General features: G+C 30.5%; 17 protein-coding genes and 1 other annotated feature. All 17 genes read left to right on the plus strand.

Going from position 1 to position 15,910, the window contains the following annotated elements:
- Window positions 1-3: 3 nt before the first annotated feature.
- The 17 genes from FQB35_RS04900 to FQB35_RS04970 all read left to right on the plus strand — a co-directional run bounded on the left by FQB35_RS04900 (window position 4) and on the right by FQB35_RS04970 (window position 15,908).
- Window positions 4-726, plus strand: coding sequence for a pseudouridine synthase (locus tag FQB35_RS04900; protein ID WP_148808911.1), 723 nt, complete (start codon window positions 4-6; stop codon window positions 724-726).
- Window positions 727-827: 101 nt separating this feature from the next.
- Window positions 828-971: a hypothetical protein gene (locus FQB35_RS15785; protein ID WP_168198187.1), complete on the plus strand. Its 144-nt coding sequence runs from the start codon at window positions 828-830 to the stop codon at window positions 969-971.
- A 94-nt stretch (window positions 972-1,065) separates the two neighbouring features.
- Window positions 1,066-2,079, plus strand: a complete 1,014-nt coding sequence (gene aroF, locus FQB35_RS04905) for a 3-deoxy-7-phosphoheptulonate synthase (RefSeq protein WP_148810763.1) — start codon at window positions 1,066-1,068, stop codon at window positions 2,077-2,079.
- Between the two features lie 58 nt (window positions 2,080-2,137).
- Window positions 2,138-2,397, plus strand: a binding site (T-box leader).
- 285 nt (window positions 2,398-2,682) lie between these two features.
- Entirely contained in the window at window positions 2,683-4,155 is a 1,473-nt protein-coding gene (gene trpE, locus FQB35_RS04910) for an anthranilate synthase component I (RefSeq protein ID WP_148808912.1), read from the plus strand.
- Window positions 4,152-4,715 carry an anthranilate synthase component II gene (locus FQB35_RS04915; protein WP_148808913.1) on the plus strand — a complete coding sequence of 188 codons (564 nt, stop codon included), beginning with the start codon at window positions 4,152-4,154 and terminating at the stop codon, window positions 4,713-4,715. The genes trpE and FQB35_RS04915 overlap by 4 nt, the downstream gene beginning before the upstream one ends.
- A gap of 15 nt (window positions 4,716-4,730) precedes the next feature.
- Window positions 4,731-5,756 (plus strand): anthranilate phosphoribosyltransferase, encoded by a 1,026-nt coding sequence (gene trpD, locus FQB35_RS04920; protein WP_148808914.1) that lies wholly within the window; start codon window positions 4,731-4,733, stop codon window positions 5,754-5,756.
- On the plus strand, window positions 5,747-6,529 hold the full coding sequence (gene trpC / locus FQB35_RS04925; protein WP_148808915.1) for an indole-3-glycerol phosphate synthase TrpC: 783 nt from the start codon (window positions 5,747-5,749) through the stop codon (window positions 6,527-6,529). The genes trpD and trpC overlap by 10 nt, the downstream gene beginning before the upstream one ends.
- A complete protein-coding gene (locus FQB35_RS04930) occupies window positions 6,526-7,128 on the plus strand; it encodes a phosphoribosylanthranilate isomerase (RefSeq protein ID WP_148808916.1) in 603 nt (200 codons plus the stop codon). The genes trpC and FQB35_RS04930 overlap by 4 nt, the downstream gene beginning before the upstream one ends.
- Window position 7,129: 1 nt before the next feature.
- Entirely contained in the window at window positions 7,130-8,302 is a 1,173-nt protein-coding gene (gene trpB / locus FQB35_RS04935; protein WP_148808917.1) for a tryptophan synthase subunit beta, read from the plus strand.
- A complete protein-coding gene (trpA, locus tag FQB35_RS04940) occupies window positions 8,295-9,089 on the plus strand; it encodes a tryptophan synthase subunit alpha (protein ID WP_148808918.1) in 795 nt (264 codons plus the stop codon). The genes trpB and trpA overlap by 8 nt, the downstream gene beginning before the upstream one ends.
- 144 nt (window positions 9,090-9,233) lie before the next feature.
- Complete coding sequence (locus FQB35_RS15790) at window positions 9,234-9,395, plus strand: hypothetical protein (RefSeq protein ID WP_168198246.1); 162 nt, start codon at window positions 9,234-9,236, stop codon at window positions 9,393-9,395.
- A 99-nt stretch (window positions 9,396-9,494) separates the two neighbouring features.
- Window positions 9,495-10,508 carry a 3-deoxy-7-phosphoheptulonate synthase gene (gene aroF / locus FQB35_RS04945; protein WP_148808919.1) on the plus strand — a complete coding sequence of 338 codons (1,014 nt, stop codon included), beginning with the start codon at window positions 9,495-9,497 and terminating at the stop codon, window positions 10,506-10,508.
- Between the two features lie 4 nt (window positions 10,509-10,512).
- The gene (locus tag FQB35_RS04950; protein WP_333473052.1) at window positions 10,513-11,382 is read left to right on the plus strand and encodes a prephenate dehydrogenase; all 870 of its coding nucleotides are present in this window, start codon (window positions 10,513-10,515) and stop codon (window positions 11,380-11,382) included.
- Complete coding sequence (gene aroB / locus FQB35_RS04955) at window positions 11,370-12,428, plus strand: 3-dehydroquinate synthase (RefSeq protein ID WP_148808921.1); 1,059 nt, start codon at window positions 11,370-11,372, stop codon at window positions 12,426-12,428. The genes FQB35_RS04950 and aroB overlap by 13 nt, the downstream gene beginning before the upstream one ends.
- 15 nt (window positions 12,429-12,443) lie before the next feature.
- Entirely contained in the window at window positions 12,444-13,745 is a 1,302-nt protein-coding gene (aroA, locus tag FQB35_RS04960; RefSeq protein WP_148808922.1) for a 3-phosphoshikimate 1-carboxyvinyltransferase, read from the plus strand.
- The gene (gene aroC, locus FQB35_RS04965; RefSeq protein WP_148808923.1) at window positions 13,723-14,823 is read left to right on the plus strand and encodes a chorismate synthase; all 1,101 of its coding nucleotides are present in this window, start codon (window positions 13,723-13,725) and stop codon (window positions 14,821-14,823) included. The genes aroA and aroC overlap by 23 nt, the downstream gene beginning before the upstream one ends.
- Window positions 14,811-15,908 carry a chorismate mutase gene (locus FQB35_RS04970; protein ID WP_148808924.1) on the plus strand — a complete coding sequence of 366 codons (1,098 nt, stop codon included), beginning with the start codon at window positions 14,811-14,813 and terminating at the stop codon, window positions 15,906-15,908. Before aroC ends, FQB35_RS04970 begins: the two co-directional genes overlap by 13 nt.
- The last annotated feature ends 2 nt before the right edge of the window (window positions 15,909-15,910 follow it).

A 15,910-nucleotide genomic window follows, 5' to 3' on the forward strand; every position in this document is an offset into this window, starting at 1 on the left:
GTTATGGCAAAGACACAGAGATTAGATAAAATACTGAGTAATATGGGATATGGAACTAGAAAAGAGATTAAGAGTATTATAAAAAAAGGACTAGTAAGGGTAGATGGCAATGTGATAAAAGATAGTAGCATGCATATAGACCCTTGTGAAAGTCAAATAGAAATTGATGGTGAAAAGTTAGTATACAAAGAATTTATATATATTATGATGAATAAGCCACAGGGAGTGATTTCTGCTAGTTTTGACCCAAGAGTTGAGACGGTTGTAGATTTATTAGATAAAAAGTATCAAATATTTAATCCATTTCCTGTAGGCAGATTAGATAAAGACACAGAAGGATTATTAATACTTACAAATGATGGGAAATTAGCTCATGAACTCTTATCTCCCAAAAAACATGTTCCAAAAACTTATTTTGCATACGTTGAAGGAAAGGTAAGTGAAAAAGATATAATTAGCTTTAAAGAGGGTGTTGTGCTAGATGATGAATATATGACACTGCCAGCAAAGCTTCGTATTTTGAAAAGTGATTTTATATCAGAGATAGTATTAACCATATATGAAGGTAAATTCCACCAAGTGAAAAGAATGTTTGAAGCTGTTGGGAAAAAAGTAGTTTATTTAAAAAGAATAGCTATGGGAGATTTAAAACTAGATGAAACACTAGATTTAGGAGAATATAGAGAACTTACTGAGGAAGAATTAAATACACTGAAAGACAGATAAACTATAAAAATATTTTTTTAAAATATATTGACAATTGAATCTTTTCTGATATAATTGCATACAATAAACTAATAAACTTTAATAGTGTGGAGGAAAATAAAGTGGAAAAACTTATTAGAAAGGAAAATGTAGAACAATTTAATTCATATTTTAGCTGGGGCTATTATTTTAGCGCTGGTTATTTGTTCTACAAAAAAATAAAAATGTTTCTTTCTAATGAGTATATTGAGATTTTTTATATTTAATAAAGTGTATTTTTATATTTAAATGTAGCGAAGATAAGAAGACTCATTAGATGGGTCTTCTTTTTTTTTATAAAGTTTAAGGAGGAGTGGGATGATGATTATTGTAATGAAACCAAAAACGCCACAAAATGAAATTGAAAAAATTAAGTGTAAAATGGAAAGTTTAGGATGTGAAATTCATGAATCAAAGGGACATAATTATCATTTGTTGGGATTAGTAGGAGATACAAGTAAAATTGATCCAAATCAGATACAAGCAAACAGAAATGTAGAAAAATTAATATTTGTACAGGAACCTTATAAGAAAGTAAATAGGCTTTTTCATCCTGAAGATACACTAATATCTGTAAAAAATGAAACAATTGGAGGAAACAGATTTACTATTATTGCAGGACCTTGCTCTGTAGAAAGTGAGGAACAAATTGTAAGCATCGCAGAGGAAATAAATGAAGCAGGTGCAAGCTTTTTAAGAGGAGGTGCCTTCAAGCCGAGAACTTCACCATATAGTTTTCAAGGACTAAGAGAAGAAGGGTTAGAATTGTTGAAAATAGCGAGAGAAAAGACTGGACTTCCTATTGTTACAGAAATTATGTCTGTAGATTATGTTGAAAAGTTTGTAGAGGATGTAGATATTATACAGATAGGGGCAAGAAATATGCAAAACTTTGATTTGCTAAAAGAAGTAGGAAAAACAGATAAGCCTATTTTATTAAAGAGAGGAATGTCTGCTACCATAGAAGAATTATTAATGGCTGCAGAATATATTATGTCAGAAGGAAATGAAAATATAATTCTTTGTGAAAGAGGTATAAGAACGTTTGAAAATTATACAAGAAATACATTAGATTTAAGTGCTATACCTGTAATTAAGAAATTAAGCCATCTTCCAGTAATTGTAGATCCAAGTCATGCAGCAGGATTATGGTGGTTAGTTGAACCATTAGCAAAAGCAGCTGTAGCTGTTGGTGCTGATGGACTAATGATTGAGGTTCATAATGATCCTGCTAATGCTAAGTGTGATGGTCAGCAGTCTATAAAGCCTGAAAGATTTAAATCATTAATAAAATCTATAAAGAAAATAGCAGATATAGAGGGGAAGAAAATGTAAATTATTTTTCTATTGACAAATTTCTGAATTGATATTATAATCTTTAAAAAAGTAATAATTAAATTCGATGAATGAAAAGAGTAGGTAATACATGAAGGCATAGCGAGTCGGGGACGGTGGAAGCCTGATGCGGATTGGTTATTGAATGGTTTCATGAGAAGCAGTGTGAAATCATATGAGAGTATCACTTGCCGTGTGTCTCACGTTACAGGGATAGGGTATCGAAATAGATAAGTCTATTTCCGTACTTGAAAGAGAGAGATAGGTGTACTGTCTAAAATAGGTGGCAACGCGAAATATAAACATTTCGTCCTATATATTAGGATGAAATGTTTTTTTATATAATTTGTTACTTATATTAGTAAAGTAGACTATCTAATGAAGGTGGCAACGCGGAATGTATAGCATTTCGTCCTTAATTTTAAGGGCGAAATGCTTTTTTTATTCTATAGGAAATTATAAATTTTTTGAACTGTTGATAACTTTGGTAACTGAATAAAAGTATCAACTATTTTGAGCAACGGAGTCCGTTAGGACTCGTTGGCGACATGAGCCATGCGATAGAATGAAGCGAATTTTTTATTGGATAGGAGGAGAGTAGATATGTTTTTTCCAGATTTTGAGAAATTCAAGAGATTGAGTAAGGCTTCAAAAATTATTCCTATTTCCCTGGAAATAGAGGGAGATATGGATACGCCTATTACGTTATTTAAAAAGCTTTGTAAAGGTAAAAATGTTTATCTTTTAGAAAGTGTTGAGGGAGGAAATAAGTGGGGGAGGTATTCTTATATAGGAAGAAATCCAATTATGATTATTAAGAGCTATGGAAATAAGGTGATTGTGGAAAAAGGGGATGAAGTTATTGAAAAAGAAGGGAATGTATTGAATATATTAAAAAATTTAATGAATGATTATAAAATGTTTAAGATAGAGAATATGCCTGATTTTACTGGAGGGGCAGTAGGTTATATAGGCTATGATATTGTAAGAAATTATGAAGATTTAAAGAATATTAATTTTGATGATATAAAAATGCCAGATATACATCTTTTGTTGACAGATGAGGTAATTGTTTATGATCATGTAAAGCAAAAAATAAATATTGTTATAAATACACAAACAAATGGAAATATCAAGGAACGGTACAAAGAAGGAATTAATAGATTAAAATCAATCGAAAAAGAAATATTGGAAAATGATTTTTATAACACAAATGATAAAAGAAGTGGTTTAGGGAAAGTAGAATATTCAACTAACGAAACTAAAGAAGAGTTTATAAAAAAAGTTTTAAAAGCAAAGGAGTATATAAGAAATGGAGATATATTTCAAGTTGTATTATCACAAAGACTGAAAGTAAGAACAGAAATTGATTCATTTAAAGCTTATAGAACATTAAGAAGTTTAAATCCTTCTCCATATATGTTTTATATAGACTTTGGAGAATATCAGATGATAGGCTCATCACCAGAGCTTTTGGTAAAGCTTAAGGAAGACTTTGTTGAGACTTGTCCAATTGCAGGTACAAGACCTAGGGGAAAAAGCATAGAAGAAGATGAAAAATATATTAAAGATTTATTAAATGATGAAAAGGAACGAGCAGAACATTTGATGCTTGTTGATTTAGCAAGAAATGATATTGGAAAAATTTCAAAGTTTGGAACAGTTGAAGTAAATCAATTTATGCAGATCCAAAAATATTCTCATGTGATGCATATTGTATCAAATGTAATTGGAAAAATTCGAGATGAGTTTGATATGTATGATGCTTTAACAGCTTGCTTGCCTGCTGGAACAGTATCTGGTGCACCAAAGGTAAGAGCAATGGAAATTATTGATGAACTAGAAAGTAATAAGAGAGGTGTATATGCAGGTGCTGTTGGATATTTAGGCTTTAATGGAAATATGGATACATGTATTGCTATAAGAACAATTATTTTTAAAGATAATATAGCTTATATACAGGCAGGTGCAGGAATTGTTGCTGATTCAAATCCAGAGAGTGAATATGAAGAAATTCTTAGAAAGGCAAAGGTACTTATAGAAACAATAGAAAAAGAAGAGGGGGATGTAGGTTGATTATAATAATAGACAATTATGATTCTTTTACTTACAATTTGTATCAATATATAGGTGAAATAAATAAAAATGTGAAAGTGTTTAGAAATGATGCTGTAACAATTAAAGAGCTAGAACAAATGGATATTACTCATATAATTATTTCTCCAGGTCCAGGTTTTCCAAAGGATTCGGGGATATCTATGGAGGTAATTAAAAGATTTGGAAAAGACATTCCAACATTAGGAGTATGCCTTGGACATCAGGCAATAGGAGAGGTTTTTGGAGGAAATATTGTGAATGCTAAAAATTTGGTTCATGGAAAAACTTCAGAGATTTATCATAATGAAATGGATTTATTTAAGGGACTTAAAAATCCATTAAATGTAACAAGATATCACTCTTTAATTGTAGATAAATATTCCATTTCAGATGAATTAGTAATTACGGCTAAAACGGTTGATGGAGAGATTATGGGGCTTAGGCATAAAAAATATCCTATATTTGGATTGCAATTTCATCCTGAGTCTATTTCTACACAAGGAGGAAAAGAAATATTTAAAAACTTTCTAGAGTTATAAAAGGAGGTATGCAATTTGTTGAGGGATGTAATAGATAAGGTTATAAATAATAATGATTTGACAGAGAATGAAATGATTTATGCTATGAATATGATTATGGAAGGAAAAGCAACACCTGCACAAATAGGAGGATTTTTGATAGCTCTTCGCATGAAAGGTGAAACATTAGAAGAAATTACTGGAGCTGCTAAGGTTATGAGAAATAAGGCTTTAAGAGTGAATATAAAGCATAACTATGCAATTGATACATGTGGAACAGGAGGAGATAAAGCTAATACATTTAACATTTCAACAGTAGTAGCAATTGTTGCTGCAGCAGCTGGCGTTACAGTATTAAAGCATGGAAATAGATCTGTTTCTAGTAAATGTGGAAGTGCAGATGTGTTAGAGAAATTGGGAGTAAATATTAATCTAAATCCTATTAAGCTACAAGAATGTGTAGATGAAATAAATATAGGATTTATGTTTGCACCAAAATATCATAAAGCAATGAAATATGCTATAGGTCCAAGAAAAGAATTAGGGATAAGAACAATATTTAATGTATTAGGGCCATTAACAAACCCAGCAAGGGTTAATGGGCAAGTTCTTGGCGTATTTGATGAACGTTTAACGCAAATTTTAGCTGAGGTTTTAAATAGATTGGGAGTTAAGCGTGCTATGGTTGTGCATGGCTTAGATGGCTTAGATGAAATAACTGTAACTACAAGAACAAAGATTAGTGAATTAAAAGAAGGGAAAATAAGCACTTATTATATTGATCCAAGGAAATTTAAAATACCATTGGCTAAAGAAGAGGAAATTGTAGGGGGAGAACCAAAAAAAAATGCACAGATTTTATTAAATATACTAAAAGGAGAAAGAGGAGCAAAGAGAGATATGGTTTTATTGAATGCTGGAGCAGCTATATATATTGGGAAAGAGGCAAACTCTTTAGAAGAAGGAATAGAAAAGGCTAAGGAAGTTATTGATAATGGGTTAGCTTTAGAAAAATTAAATAAATTAGTAGAGCTTAGTCAGGAGATGGAAAGATGCTTTTGAATAATATAGTAGCTTATAAAAGAAAAAAAGTAGAAGAAGAAAAGAAAATAGTTTCTTTTGATATACTAATTGATCAAATAGAGTTATGTGATAATACAAAAGATTTTAAGGAATCAATAAAGGGGAATAAAGACATAAGTATTATTGCAGAAATTAAAAAAGCATCTCCTTCTAAGGGGGTTATAAAAGAAAATTTCGATCCTATTTCTATAGCGAAAACTTATAGTAAAAATAAGGTTGAAGCAATATCAGTGCTTACAGAAGATAAATTTTTTAAAGGGAAAAAAGAATATTTATCAGATATTAAAAAACAAATATCGATCCCTATTTTAAGAAAGGATTTTATTATTGATATTTATCAAATCTATCAATCAAAAGCATTAGGAGCAGATGCAATTCTTTTGATTGCAGGAATTTTATCTAAAAAAGAATTGATAGATTTTCAAAGAATAGCAAAAGAATTAGGACTTATGTGCTTAGTAGAAGTTCATAACAAATATGAATTAGAAAATGTATTAGATACAGAAGCAGAGATTATTGGTATAAATAATCGAGACTTAAAAACATTTAAAACAAAGCTTGAAACAACAGAAAAACTTATGAAATATATTCCAAAAGATAAAATTATCATCAGTGAAAGTGGGATTAATACAAGAGAAGATATGACATTTCTTGAAAGCTTAGGTGTGGATGGTGTATTGATAGGAGAAAGCTTAATGAGGGCAAAGTCCATAGATGAAAAATTAAGAACACTTAGGGGGGAGGTAAGTTGACCAATGTAAAAATATGTGGATTAAAAAGAGAAGAAGATATTATATATGTAAATAAATTAAAGCCTGATTATGTTGGATTTGTATTCGCAAAAAGCAGTAGACAAATTGATAAATATAGGGCAAAAAAATTAATTATGGGGTTGGACAAAGGAATAAAAAAGGTAGGGGTATTTTCAAATCATTCTATAGGAAAAGTAAAAGAGATTGCAGAATTTTGCAATTTAGATATACTCCAATTCCATGGAGATGAAGACCCTATATATTGTAATTCTTTTGAAAATACAGTATGGAAGGCATTTAGGATAAAAGATGGAAATATTTTAAAAAAATTAGAAGAATATGATGTTGATGGATTTTTGTTAGATACGTTTGCAAGAGGAACATATGGAGGAACAGGAAAAAGCTTTGATTGGAAAATAGTATCGAATGCAAGTGAAAATAAATTTATTATTTTAGCAGGAGGGCTTACATCAGAAAATGTAGAGGATGCAATTGAAATTGTAAAGCCTCAGGTTGTGGATGTGAGCAGTGGTGTTGAAGTTTGTGGTGTTAAGGATTTTGAAAAAATAAAAAAATTTATTAAAAAAGTGAGGGGATAAAATGTTTGGGAAATTTGGTGGACAGTTTGTACCAGAAACATTAATGAATGCGTTAATAGAGTTAGAAAGAGAGTTTATGAAGGCAAAGGAAGATGAAAGCTTTAAAAATGAATATAAGTATTATGTTAAGGAATATTCAGGAAGACCTACACCATTATACTATGCAGAAAATTTAACTAAACAGTTAAGTGGAGGAAAGATATATCTTAAGAGGGAAGATTTAAATCATACAGGAGCACACAAAATAAATAATGTAATTGGTCAAGTTTTATTGGCTAGAAGAATGAGAAAAAAACGTATTATAGCAGAAACAGGAGCAGGACAGCATGGGGTTGCAACTGCTACTATATGTGCCATGTTTGGATTGAAATGTGAAATTTATATGGGAGAAGAGGATATAAAAAGACAATCATTGAACGTATTTAAGATGAAATTGCTTGGAGCTAAGGTGAATTCAGTGATTTCAGGGACAGCAACCTTAAAGGATGCTACGAATGAAGCTATAAGGGATTGGGTTACAAATGTAGATGACACATTTTATGTTATTGGTTCTGTTGTAGGGCCTCATCCTTATCCAACAATGGTAAGAGATTTTCAGAGAATTATTGGAGATGAAGTTAAGGAACAGATAATACAAAAAGAAGGAAGACTACCAGATTATTTAATAGCTTGTGTAGGTGGAGGAAGTAACGCAATGGGATTATTCTATCCATTTATTAAAGATAAGGATGTGAAAATATATGGGGTTGAAGCAGGTGGATTCGGTGTTAATACAGATAAACATGCAGCAACTATTACTAAGGGTTCTGTTGGGGTTATTCATGGCATGAAGACATATCTACTTCAAGATGAATATGGACAAATTATGCCAGTACATTCAATATCAGCAGGATTAGATTATCCAGGAATAGGACCGGAGCACGCTTATTATCATTCTATTGGAAGGGTTAAATATGAAGCAGTCAATGATGATGAAGCTGTTGAAGCTTTTCAATATTTAACAAAAGAGGAAGGGATTATACCTGCTCTTGAAAGTTCTCATGCAATAGCTTACTTGATGAAATTAGCACCTAAAACAAATAAAGAGGATATTATTGTAGTAAACTTGTCTGGTAGAGGTGATAAAGATATAAATACTATATTTAATGTTATTGGAGGAATAAAGGATGAGTAGAATAACAGAAAAATTTAACATACTAAGGAGAAAAAATGAAAAAGCACTTGTTACTTATGTAACAAGTGGAGATCCAGATTTGGATACTACAATTAGATTGGTTTTAAAAATGGAAGAAGCAGGAGCAGATATTATAGAGCTAGGTATTCCATATTCAGATCCTTTAGCTGATGGACCTGTAATACAAAGAGCAGCTCAAAGAGCTTTAAGCAATGGAACAAATATTAATTCTGTTTTTGATATGGTTTTAAAATTAAGAGAAAAGACAGAAATTCCTCTTGTATTTTTGATATATTATAATTCTATTTTTAGATATGGAGTAGAAAAATTCTTAGATAACTGTAAAAAATATGGCATTGATGGACTGATTATTCCAGATTTACCATTAGAGGAAAGAAAAGAGTTAAAAGAGATGATGAAAGATTATCCAATTGATTTAATACCACTTGTTGCTCCTACGTCAGAGGATAGAATCAAAGAAATTGTTTTAGATGCAGAAGGCTTTGTTTATTGTATTTCATCAATAGGAGTAACAGGAATAAGAGATGATTTTAAACAAGATTTATCAAAATTTATTAATAAAGTCAGAAAATATACTGATATTCCATTAGCAATCGGTTTTGGTATATCTAGTGAAGAGGCAATAAAAAAATTAAAAGGCTTATCTGATGGATTAATTGTTGGAAGTGCTATTATCAAAGAAATAGAAGAGGGAATAAAAAATGGAAATATAGAAGAGAATGTTTTTAAGTTTGTAAGGAGATTGCATGAAGCAATAAAAAATTAATATTTGAAATAATATTGAGCTATTAAAAAAGTTGAAAAGATAAAAAAAGTTTTAAAAATTAAGATGTTTTATTGACATTTGTTTTATTTTTGATATAATTTCAAACAATAAATTATTTTATTACAAGTTTTGGAGGAAAAGAAAATGGAAAAACTTATTAGAAAGGGATATGTAGAACAAAATAAATTTTTTAGCTTTTATTTTATCTGGGGCTATTTTTACTTTAGCGCTGGTTATTTGTTCTACAAAAAAATAATAAATCTCTTTTCTAATGAGGATGATAAAATTTTATGTATTGTTGTATAGTTATACAATAGAGCATATATTGCTATTGTTTATACAAAGAAGACTCATTAGATGGGTCTTCTTTTTTTATCTACAAAAAACTTAGGAGGGATTATAGTTATGGTTATTGTAATTAAACCAAGAACAGCACAAGAAGAAATTGAAAAAATCAAAAGAAAAATGGAGGACTTAGGATGTCAAGTACATGAAACAATAGGAGAAAATCGTCATATTTTAGGATTGGTAGGGGATACTAGTAAAATTGATCCAGATTTGATTAGAGCAAATAGAAATGTAGAAAAATTAATATATGTGCAGGAGCCTTACAAAAAAGTAAATAGATTATTTCATCCAGATGATTCAGTTATAAAAGTAAATGATAGAAGTATAGGAGGAGATAAATTAGCTATAATTGCAGGACCATGTTCTATAGAAAGTGAAGACCAAATTGTAACAATTGCAAAAAAAGTTAAAGAATCAGGTGCAAGCTTTTTAAGAGGAGGAGCTTTCAAACCAAGAACATCGCCTTATAGCTTTCAGGGGTTAAGAGAAGAAGGGCTTGAGCTATTAAAATTAGCAAGAGAAAAGACAGGGCTTCCTATTGTTACAGAGCTTATGTCTGCAGATTATGTTGAAAGGTTTCTAGAGGATGTAGATATTATACAAATAGGGGCAAGAAATATGCAAAATTTTGATTTGCTAAAAGAGGTAGGAAAAACAAATAAGCCAATTTTACTAAAGAGAGGAATGTCTGCTACTATAGAAGAATTATTAATGGCTGCAGAATATATTATGTCAGAAGGAAATGAAAATGTTATTCTTTGTGAACGAGGGGTAAGAACTTTTGAAAATTATACAAGAAATACATTGGATTTAAGTGCTATACCTGTAATTAAGAAATTAAGCCATCTACCAGTAATTGTAGATCCAAGTCATGCAGCAGGATTGTGGTGGTTAGTTGAACCGTTAGCAAAAGCTGCTGTAGCTGTTGGAGCTGATGGACTAATGATAGAGGTGCATAATGATCCTGCTAATGCTAAGTGTGATGGGCAGCAATCTATTACACCAGAGAGATTCGGCTCACTTATGAAAACTTTGAAAGAAATTGCAAAAATAGAGAATAGAGAGTTATAATGGGGTGAAAGCTTTGGAAGATTTTGATTTTAATATAACGATTGTAGGATTAGGATTGATTGGTGCATCCTTTGCAATGGCATTAAAAGAATTAAATCCTAAAAATTTATGGGCAGTAGATATAGATATGGAAGCTATTGAAACTGCCCAGGAATTGGGGATGATTGATAAGGGATATTTAGAGCCTGAAATTCCATTAAAAAATTCTGATATTGTTATAATGTGTGTATATCCAAATTTGACCATAAAATTTATAAAAGATAATATGAATTATATGAAAGTAGGAGCTATTATTACAGATACGGCAGGAATTAAAAAGAAAGTATTGGATGAAATAAATTCTTTTATTAGAGAGGATTTGGACTTTATTGGAGGGCATCCTATGGCAGGAAGAGAATACAAAGGAATTGGTTTTGCAAAAAAGGATATATTTAAGGATGCAAATTATATTCTCACACCTACTAATAAAAATAAAAAGAAAAACATTGAATTGATAGAAAAGATTATAAAGGGAATAGGCTGTAAAAATATTACGAAAGTGACTCCAAAAAAGCATGATGAAATTATAGCTTTTACAAGTCAGCTACCGCATATTATAGCAGCGGCATTAATAAATGGATCTAATAAAGATGATAATTTATTTACAGCTGGAAGCTTTAAGGATGCTACAAGGGTAGCTAAGATGAACACAGAGCTTTGGGCAGAGCTTTTAATGGAAAATAGGGATAATACAATAAAACAAATAAATATTTTTGAAGAACATATTACCAAAATAAAAAATGCAATTATTAAAAAGGATAAGGACCGTTTAGAAGCATTATTTGAGAATGCAAGGAATAAGAGGGAGGCCTTTATTGAAAAATGTATGAAATAAAAATCAATCTTGCGCATAAAAGCTATTCAATATTTATAAAGAATGGGCTAATTGATTATATTGGGAAAGAAATAAAAAAGAATTATAAAAATAAGAAGATAGCTGTTATAACAGATATAAACGTTGAAAAATTTTATGGGGAAAAGATAATGCAGCAGTTTAAAAATGATTTTGAAGTAAAAATGATTACTGTGAAGCCTGGAGAGAAAAGTAAATCTTTAGATACATTGGAGTATTTATATAATGAGCTTTTGGATTTTGAAATAACAAGAGGAGACTTAATAATAGCTTTTGGAGGAGGCGTTATTGGGGATATAACTGGATTTGCAGCTGCTACATTGCTTAGGGGAATACCTTTTATACAGATTCCAACTTCTCTCTTGGCGCAAATTGATAGTAGTGTTGGGGGAAAAGTAGCAGTAAATCTGTCTAGAGGAAAGAATTTGGTAGGAAATTTTTATCATCCAGAAGCAGTATTTATTGACCCAATACTCCTAAGGACACTTGATAAAAGATTCTTATATGATGGTATGGCAGAAGTTATAAAATATGGATGTATAAGAGATGAGAAGCTGTTTAAAAGTTTACTAGAATATGAAAATGAACATGAATTGTTTAATAATATAGAAGAGATCATTTTTAGATGTTGCAGTATAAAAAAAGAAATAGTAGAAAAGGATGAAAAAGATACAGGAGAGAGAATGCTTTTAAATTTTGGACACACTTTAGGGCATGCTGTAGAGAAATATTATAATTATGAAAAGTATACCCATGGAGAAGCTGTGGCTATTGGAATGTATAATATAACTAAAAGAAGTGAAGACATGGGGATAACAGAAATTGGTACAGTAAGTCTTATAAAGGAAATATTGAAAAAATATAATTTGCCTTATGAATTACCAAATATGGATAAATCTAATAATATTAAGACGATCGGCTTAGATAAGAAAAATAAAGGAAGCTATATGAATATTGTTTTGCTGAAAAAAATAGGAAATGGTTTTATAAAAAAAATAAAACGAGAAGACATAGAAAAGTATATATAGAGAGGGGTCATATTAGTGAAAAGCGTAAAAATAATTCCTTCTTCCCTTAAAGGAGAAGTTAGAATACCACCATCTAAGAGTATGAGTCATAGAGCTATTATTGCTGCGGGGCTTTCTAATGGTATAAGTAATATAGACAATATTACATTTTCCGATGATATTATTGCAACGTTAGAGGGAATGAAATCATTTGGAGTGGAATCAGAAAATACAAAAACAGATTCTGAATATGGAATAAGCAGCATTTTAATAAAAGGAACTGGAAGAATGAAGCTTTTAAAAAATGAAATAGATTGTAAGGAGTCAGGTTCAACACTTAGATTCTTAATTCCAATGGCAGGATTATTCGGAGAAAAGATAACTTTTATTGGAAGGGGAAAGCTTATAGAGCGTCCTTTAGATACTTATTATAAAATATTTAGAGAACAAAATATACAGTATACAAATAATGAAGGAAAACTGCCTTTAAGTGTAGAGGGAAAATTAAGACCAGGGATTTTTTATATGAAGGGAAATATTAGCTCACAGTTTATAACTGGACTTTTATTCATATTGCCAATGCTTGATGGAGATTCTAAAATCGTTATAACAACAGAATTAGAATCTAAAGGGTATGTGGATTTAACCCTTGATATTCTAAATAAATTTAATATACATGTTGAAAATAATAATTATAAAGAGTTTATTATAAAAGGAAATCAAAAGTATAATTCTTGTGATTATCGTGTTGAAGGAGATTTTTCACAAGCAGCTTTTTGGATTGTAGCAGGTATATTAGGAAGTGGTATAAAATGTAGTGATTTAAATATTGATTCTCTTCAAGGAGATAAGATGATTTTAGATATTGTAAAAGAGATGGGAGCTAATATTTTAGTACAAGATAATTTTGTTAAGGTAGAAAAGTCATATACGAATGGGATTGTAATAGATGCTTCTCAATGTCCAGATCTTGTTCCAATTCTTGCAACATTAGGAGCAGTAAGCAAAGGTACTACAAAAATAATCAATGCAGCAAGACTTAGAATAAAGGAATCTGATAGATTAAAGGCAATGGCTACAGAATTAAATAAGCTAGGTGCAGATGTGCTAGAATTAGAAGATGGATTAGAGATTAAAGGAAAAGAAAAATTAAATGGTGGTGTTGTTGATAGTTGGAATGATCATCGTATCGCTATGGCTTTAGCTATTGCTTCTATAAAATGTACTGAACCAGTAATTATTATAAATAGTGATGCTGTAAAAAAATCTTATCCAAGATTTTGGCAGGATTTTAAAAGTTTAGGAGGAAAAATAGATGAGCGGAATGTGGGGCGATAATTTAAAGCTTTCAATTTTTGGAGAGTCCCATGGAAAAGCAATAGGAATTGTTATAGATGGACTTCCAGGAGGAATAACGTTAGATACTGAATATATATATAAAGAAATGCAAAGAAGAGCACCAGGAAAAAATAAACTATCTACTCCAAGAAAAGAAAAAGATCAATTTGAGATATTAAGTGGATATTTTAACAATAAAACAACAGGAACACCTCTTTGTGCTGTTATATATAATACAAATCAAAGATCAAAGGATTATGAAAAGACAAAATCTATTATAAGACCAGGCCATGCAGATTATACAGGATATATAAAATATAAAGGATTTAATGATTATAGGGGTGGAGGACATTTTTCAGGAAGAATTACAGCTCCTTTAGTATTCGCAGGAGCAATAGCAAAACAGATTTTAGAGAAAAAGGATATTATTATTGGAAGTCATATAAAAAGTATAGGAGAGATTAATGAAAATTCTTTTGATGCAGTGAATATAGAAGGAGGCTTTTTAAAGGAAATTATAAGCAAGGATTTTCCTGTTATGGATGATGAAAAAGGGATAAAAATGAAAAATCGCATTTTAAAGGCAAAGGAAGATATGGATTCTGTCGGTGGGATTATTGAAACTGCTATAGTAAATGTTCCAGCAGGAGTGGGGTCGCCATTTTTTGATTCAGTAGAAAGTAAACTTGCACAGCTTCTATTTTCTATTCCAGCTGTAAAGGGAGTAGAATTTGGAGCAGGCTTTGATATTACAAGAATGAAAGGATCAGAATCTAATGATGAATTTTTTATAGAAAAAGATGATATAAAAACCTATACTAATTACAATGGTGGAGTTCTTGGTGGAATCAGTAATGGAATGCCTATATTATTTAGAACTGCATTGAAGGCAACACCTTCTATAGGAAAACTTCAAAGGACAATAGATATACAAAAAAGAAAAAATACAGAAATTAAAGTAGAAGGGCGTCATGATCCATGTATTGTACCTAGAGCTGTGCCAGTAGTAGAAGCTGTTGCAGCCATAGTTTTATTAGATTTTTTGATAGAGAAGGATGGGATACCATGGATGATTTAGCAAAGTTAAGACAAACTATTGATTATATAGATAGAGAACTTATAAAATTATTTGAAATGCGAATGGAAACAGTATTAAAAATTGCTGATTATAAAAAAGAAAATGGTATTCCTATATTGAATAGGGATCGAGAAGCGGAAGTAATAAGGAAAAATATTTCGTATTTAAAAAATAATAATTTTGAAGAAAGTACAGAAGATTTTTTGAATTATATTATGGAGATTAGCAGAAAAATACAAAAACAAAAGTTTGATGTAGAGAATAAGCTTAGAGTTGGATTTCAGGGGGTAGAAGGATCGTTTAGCGAACAGGCTCTTATAGAATATTTTGGAGATGATGTTGTTAGAAAAAATGCAAGTGATTTTCAAGATGTATTTGTAGCTCTTGAAAATAACGAAATTGATTATGGTGTACTTCCTATAGAAAATTCTTCTACTGGAGGAATAGCAGAAGTATATGATCTTTTAAGGAAATATGGGTTTTATATTATTGGAGAAAAATGTTTAAAGGTAGAGCATCATTTGTTGGGGATAAAAGATACGAAGCTAGAAGATATAATAGAAGTATATTCTCATCCGCAGGCTTTTGGGCAGAGCAATGAATTTTTTAAGATGCATTCGGATTGGAAGTTGATTCCTTATAAAAATACAGCTATGAGTGCAAAATTAATAAGGGATGAAAATTCAAAAATGAAGGCTGCTGTAGCTAGTAAAAAAGCAGCTGAATTGTATGGGTTAGATATTATTGTACCAAATATAAATTTTAATAAGAGTAATTATACTAGATTTATAATAATCGGAAAAAGTTTGGAGTTAAAGGATGAAGCTGATAAAATTAGTGTAGTTGTTGCTATTCCTCATAGGGCTGGTGCGTTATATAGTATTTTGAGGTATTTTGCTGAAAACAATCTAAATATGTTGAAAATAGAATCAAGACCGATTATAAATAAATCATGGGAATATTTCTTTTATATAGATTTTGAGGGTAATTTGCATGAAAAAGTTGTGAAGGATGCAATTGAATTGATAGAGAAGAACAGTAGCTTTTTTCAGCTTCTTGGAAACTATAAAGGGCATAAAGGATAGGT

It is taken from the genome of Crassaminicella thermophila, assembly GCF_008152325.1.
Lineage (GTDB): Bacteria > Bacillota > Clostridia > Peptostreptococcales > Thermotaleaceae > Crassaminicella_A > Crassaminicella_A thermophila.

Bases quoted from the DNA above. Each gene is read 5' to 3' on its own strand.
- FQB35_RS04900 (WP_148808911.1), top strand. From the start codon at position 4: ATGGCAAAGACACAGAGATTAGATAAAATACTGAGTAATATGGGATAT.
- aroF (WP_148810763.1), top strand. From the start codon at position 1,066: ATGATTATTGTAATGAAACCAAAAACGCCACAAAATGAAATTGAAAAA.
- trpE (WP_148808912.1), top strand. From the start codon at position 2,683: ATGTTTTTTCCAGATTTTGAGAAATTCAAGAGATTGAGTAAGGCTTCA.
- trpC (WP_148808915.1), top strand. From the start codon at position 5,747: ATGCTTTTGAATAATATAGTAGCTTATAAAAGAAAAAAAGTAGAAGAA.
- trpB (WP_148808917.1), top strand. From the start codon at position 7,130: ATGTTTGGGAAATTTGGTGGACAGTTTGTACCAGAAACATTAATGAAT.
- trpA (WP_148808918.1), top strand. From the start codon at position 8,295: ATGAGTAGAATAACAGAAAAATTTAACATACTAAGGAGAAAAAATGAA.
- FQB35_RS15790 (WP_168198246.1), top strand. From the start codon at position 9,234: ATGGAAAAACTTATTAGAAAGGGATATGTAGAACAAAATAAATTTTTT.
- aroF (WP_148808919.1), top strand. From the start codon at position 9,495: ATGGTTATTGTAATTAAACCAAGAACAGCACAAGAAGAAATTGAAAAA.
- aroB (WP_148808921.1), top strand. From the start codon at position 11,370: ATGTATGAAATAAAAATCAATCTTGCGCATAAAAGCTATTCAATATTT.
- aroC (WP_148808923.1), top strand. From the start codon at position 13,723: ATGAGCGGAATGTGGGGCGATAATTTAAAGCTTTCAATTTTTGGAGAG.
- FQB35_RS04970 (WP_148808924.1), top strand. From the start codon at position 14,811: ATGGATGATTTAGCAAAGTTAAGACAAACTATTGATTATATAGATAGA.